The sequence below is a fragment of the Nitrosomonas sp. genome, from assembly GCF_024282095.1.
GTDB lineage: Bacteria > Pseudomonadota > Gammaproteobacteria > Burkholderiales > Nitrosomonadaceae > Nitrosomonas.
In genome coordinates, this window is record NZ_JAMWZS010000069.1 from 1 (window position 1) to 5277 (window position 5277).

General features: G+C 44.6%; 5 protein-coding genes. All 5 read right to left on the reverse strand.

The window, feature by feature from the left end; all coding sequences use genetic code 11:
• Positions 1-8: 8 nt before the first annotated feature.
• Positions 9-1283, reverse strand: a complete 1275-nt coding sequence (locus tag Q0K92_RS12780) for a HAMP domain-containing sensor histidine kinase (RefSeq protein WP_297326178.1) — start codon at positions 1281-1283, stop codon at positions 9-11.
• Positions 1264-1953 (reverse strand): response regulator transcription factor, encoded by a 690-nt coding sequence (locus Q0K92_RS12785; protein ID WP_297326179.1) that lies wholly within the window; start codon positions 1951-1953, stop codon positions 1264-1266. Before Q0K92_RS12785 ends, Q0K92_RS12780 begins: the two co-directional genes overlap by 20 nt.
• A 43-nt stretch (positions 1954-1996) precedes the next feature.
• Positions 1997-3058, reverse strand: coding sequence for a uroporphyrinogen decarboxylase (gene hemE, locus Q0K92_RS12790; RefSeq protein ID WP_297326180.1), 1062 nt, complete (start codon positions 3056-3058; stop codon positions 1997-1999).
• A gap of 169 nt (positions 3059-3227) precedes the next feature.
• The gene (locus tag Q0K92_RS12795) at positions 3228-4349 is read right to left on the reverse strand and encodes a deoxyguanosinetriphosphate triphosphohydrolase (protein WP_297326182.1); all 1122 of its coding nucleotides are present in this window, start codon (positions 4347-4349) and stop codon (positions 3228-3230) included.
• Positions 4342-5277, reverse strand: a 936-nt coding sequence (aroB, locus tag Q0K92_RS12800) for a 3-dehydroquinate synthase (protein WP_297326181.1), incomplete at its 5' end; no start/stop codon positions are given. The genes aroB and Q0K92_RS12795, both read right to left, overlap by 8 nt.

Here is a 5277-nt window from a genome sequence, read left to right on the forward strand (position 1 = left end):
AGCTGTAATTAGTTGAAAATAATATGAAAGGTTGTTCCCTGACCTGGAGTGCTGTCTACTTCAATACCCCATCCATAGTGATTGCAGATCCGTTTGACGATAGCCAATCCGATTCCTAGTCCTTGTCCTTGTGTAGAGCCCCGGAAAAAACGTTCATAAAGTAAAGGTAAATAAGCGGGTTCTATGCCAATGCCTGAGTCAGAAATTGATAGGCGTTGATTGTTAAATTCAACGCGGATAAAACCACTTTCAGTATATTGCACGGCGTTTCTAAGTAAGTTCATCAGTGCAGTATGCAAAGCTTGTCGGTTGAGTGTAAGCGTAATTTCGGGGGCAATACTGACTTCAAACTTCAGCTTTTTCCGATAGATTTCTCCACATATTGGTTCAACAGCATCAAAAACACATTCAGCGATGGCTACCGGTTCCATGACACCTAATGCTTGTTCTCTCGCAAGAAACAGCAGTGCTTGCAATTGTTCGCCCATGCGGGTGGCTGCTGACTCAATCATTTTAATTCGGTGACAGGCCCTGACTGGTAGGTCAGGTATTGTATTCAATAATTCACAGCTAGTCAGAATGGTTGTGATGGGAGTTCTTAGCTCATGGCTAATATTGGCGGTGAATTCCTGCTCACGCTGGAGCATGCGTTCGATACGATTCTGATAATCATCCAATGCACGAGCGAGTTGCGCCACCTCTTCATCCATATCAGGTTGTGTCAATAAGCCAATCTGTACATCACCAGGTGCAAGCAGACTGACTCGTTCTGCTAAATCGGATACTTGCTTGACGAGCATGCCAGCAAGCAAGTATCCGACTACAAATGCAATGGCAACTACTGCAACCCATGACATTATAATGAGCCACCTCAATTTGCTAAGTCTCTGTTTATGCAATGCAATCCGATAAGCGACGAGAAACTTCACTTCATCAATAGTATGCACTAAGACATGAAAATCCTCGGGACCATAATAGATGCGATGATAACCAGCATTAAATCCACGTAGGTAGGCAGGGATCTGCAATTCGTCGTCCATATCATGAATGACGTAGCTTTTAAGATGCGAGCCAACATGTGAAATAAAATCTGAATGTTTTTGATAGCGATGGACAAGATGATCCATTTCCATTTGAATCACTTGTTCAATATGGGCTTCTTCAATTTTGTCTGAAGCAAAGTAGAGAATAATACACAGCGTTCCAACAATAAAAATACTAAATGTAGCTAACGCTACTGCGACGCGGTAGCGTAGGCTGTGTTCAATCTGGAATTTGAGCACGAGAAGTCAAACAATAACCAAGACCATGGACGGTTTCAATGGGATCGTATCCGCCAGCTTTCGTTAATGCTCGTCGCAAAATATGCATGTGACTGCGAAGTGTGTCGCTGGTTTCCTGAACATCTTCCCAGGCCTCCAGCTCGAGCTCTTCTCGACTGAATACTCTGCCGGGCTCACTCATCATCAGCGCCAGTAAGCGAATGCACTTTGGTGGAAGCTTAACGTTCTTATTCTCAAAACGAATAGAAAGCGTTTTGGGGTCGAAAGAAAGTTTGTCAAACTCTAGTGTGCGATTCGCTACTTTGCCAATATGCCTTTTATGCATGGCCAGCAGGCGAGCCTCAACTTCTTTTAATGCAAACGGTTTGATCAAATAATCATCTGCACCGTGTTCAAAACCGGCCAGTTTATCTTCTAATGTGTCGCGGGCTGTCAGCATCAAGATGGGTGTATCAATCTGTAATTCCTGGCGCAGTTTCCGACACAAAGTGATTCCATTCATCCCTGGTAAACCTAAATCCAGTAGAATCGCATCGAATCGCTGTGTGACCGCCAGATGCAGTCCTGCGATGCCATTGACGGCCGCATCTGCGGTATGTCCTCGCGATTCCAGAAAATCATAAAGATTGGCGGCAATGGCCGAATCATCTTCAATAATCAGTATATGCACAAAATTGCCTGCGATGATAATTCGAAACGATTTCGTTTCTTATCTAATGAAATTTCCGACTCAAAGTATGAACAGCTTCAACCAGTGCCGCTGCATTTTCTGGAGGTGTAAACTGAGAAATACCATGACCTAGATTGAATACATGCCCACTGCCGTTGCCATAACTGGTGAGTATCTTTTCCACTTCAGAAGTGATTACTTTCGGAGATGCAAAAAGCACAGATGGGTCAAGATTTCCCTGTAAAGCAACTTTATCTCCGACACGTTGACGTGCCTCGCCAATATCGATTGTCCAGTCTAATCCAACGGCATTACATCCAATGTCTGCAATAGCCTCCAGCCACAGGCCACCGCCTTTGGTGAATACAATACTGGGCACTTGCATTCCGTTCTGTTCACGCTTTAGCCCGCTAATAATTTGCTGCATATAGCGCAATGAGAATTCTTTGTATGCGGCGTGAGAAAGTGCGCCGCCCCAAGTATCGAAAATCATGACAATCTGAGCGCCAGATTCAATCTGTGCGTTTAGATACGCGGTCACTGCCTTCGCATTCACATCGAGGATATGATGCAATAATTCAGGACGCTGATATAGCATGGTTTTGATTTCGCGAAATTCGGTGCCACCGCGGCCTTCAACCATATAGCAAGCTAATGTAAAGGGGCTACCTGAGAAACCGATCAATGGTACTCGATTGTCTAAAGCTTTGCGGATCTCAGAGACTGCATCCATTACATAACGTAGCTCTGCATTCGGGTCAGGCACTGCCAATGCCCGAATTTCTTTTTCTTCGCGTAAAGGGCGTTCAAACATAGGCCCTTCACCATGAGAAAAATAGAGTCCTAACCCCATTGCATCCGGGATAGTTAGAATATCCGAGAACAATATCGCAGCATCCAGCGGAAAACGTGCCAATGGCTGCATGGTTACTTCGGTAGCAAAACCTGGATTTTTACACAAAGACAGAAAATCTCCAGCGCGTGCTCGAGTTTCATTATATTCTGCCAAATATCTGCCTGCCTGACGCATCAACCAAACAGGGGTATATTCGACAGGTTGTTTCAGTAATGCGCGCAGTAACGTGTCATTTTTAAGTGTTGTCATTAATAAGCCTATATCTTATTTTTCTTTGAAAGGCTACTTTTAAGCAAGTATATAAACCTTTTCCCAATTCTCAATTTTACCAGTGAATAGCAGTCGCGTATATCTTCAATCGGATATGTGAAATTAACTTATTACATTAGAGAATAATTTCTGCAATTAAAAGCTTGGTTTAATTTTCTGCAATCGTAAATAGGCGCTGGTATTCTTTGATGGCATACCGGTCTGTCATGCCAGCAATATAATCGGCGATAGCTTGATGGTTTTCCCGTTCAAATTTTCTCTGATATTCGACGGGAAGAAGCTGTCTATTGGCACTAAAAGCGCTAAAAAGTTTTTCTATGGTATGGTGTGCCTTGCTACTCATGCGCACCACGCGGAAATGTCGATACAGATTATCGTACAAAAATTTTTTCAATGCTTGCTGCTCTTTTTTTATCTCCGGACTGAAACTGATCAGAGGCGGCGACATTTGAACCGCTTCTAAGCTACTCACTTGAGCATCTTTGATATTCATCGTGCTTTGTTGAATGAGATCTGTTGCTAGGGTATTGATCATGCTGCGTATGGTTTCATAAACGAGACGGCGCTCAGGCAGTGTCGGATGTTGATGTTTTACCTGTGTCAAATGGCGCGAAAAAATGGATACGCCTTCTAATTGATTTAACGTGATTAGACCTGAACGCAACCCATCATCAACATCGTGATTGTTGTAAGCAATTTCATCGGCAAGGTTTGCCAATTGTGCTTCCAGAGAAGGTCTTTTATTGTGTAAAAACCGCTCTCCGATTTCACCGAGTCTGTCGATATTTTTTTTAGCGACATGCTTGAGTATTCCTTCCCGTGTTTCATAACACAGATTAAGACCATCAAAAGCAGCATAACGTTCTTCCAGAACATCAACCACTCGCAAAGACTGAAGATTATGCTCAAAACCGCCATAGTCCTTCATGCATTCGTTCAATGCATCCTGGCCGGCATGTCCAAATGGAGTGTGTCCCAGATCATGGGCGAGTGCAATCGCTTCGACCAGATCTTCATTCAAATGCAATGTTCTTGCAATCGAGCGTCCGATTTGTGCCACTTCTAAGCTATGAGTTAGGCGTGTGCGAAACAAATCGCCTTCATGATTGACAAAAACCTGAGTTTTATATTCCAACCGGCGAAAAGCCGAGGAATGTATGATTCGATCCCGGTCACGTTGAAATTCGCTGCGCCCCATGGGAGGTTTCTCGGGAATTTTTCGTCCCCGCGAATTCTCAGTAGTTACCGCATAAGCCGCTAACTCATTCATTGATCTCATCGGTCATGCAAGCTAATATGGTTTCAGTTAGTGCGGTAGACGGAATGTCTGCGCGCATCACTGCTTCGCCAATGCGATTCAGCAGAATAAAACGGGTTTTCCCGGCATCCACTTTTTTGTCCAACAACATCAACTGCAAGTATCTCTCCGGCGGCATTTTAGGTGCAGTAACCGGTAACTCCGCCTGCACAAAGATCTTGCGTATGCGGGTAACATCCGCTTCGCTGATGAGTCTCATGCGACGGGACAGCTCAGCCGCCATAACAGTGCCCACTGCTACCGCTTCGCCATGTAACCAGACCCCATACCCCATGCCGTTCTCGATTGCATGACCAAACGTATGACCTAGATTCAGCAAAGCGCGCACTCCTTTCTCTTTTTCATCAGTAGCGACGATTTCAGCCTTGTTTTCGCAGCTGCGTTGAATGGCTTCATTGAGAACGAAGGGATCACGTGCCAACAATCGCCGCATATTTTGTTCAAGCCAATCAAAAAAAGCCGGATCGCGAATTAAGCCATATTTAATGATTTCGGCGATGCCGGCGCGCAATTCTCTATCGGGTAGGGTATTTAAGGTTGCACTATCCGTGAGTACCATGCGTGGCTGATAAAAGGCGCCGATCATATTTTTGCCTAATTGATGATTGATGCCGGTCTTGCCGCCCACTGATGAATCCACTTGCGCCAGCAAGGTTGTGGGTATCTGGATAAAGGGTACGCCGCGTAGGTAAGTGGCTGCAGCAAATCCGGTCAGATCCCCGATCACGCCGCCACCTAAAGCTAAAATAGTGGTATTGCGTTCACAATGATTGGTCAGGAGTGCATCAAAAATTAAATTAAGTGTTTCCCAATTCTTATGAATTTCACCGTCCGGAAGAATAATGGGAACACAAGCCACACCTTGTTTTTCCAATGCGGA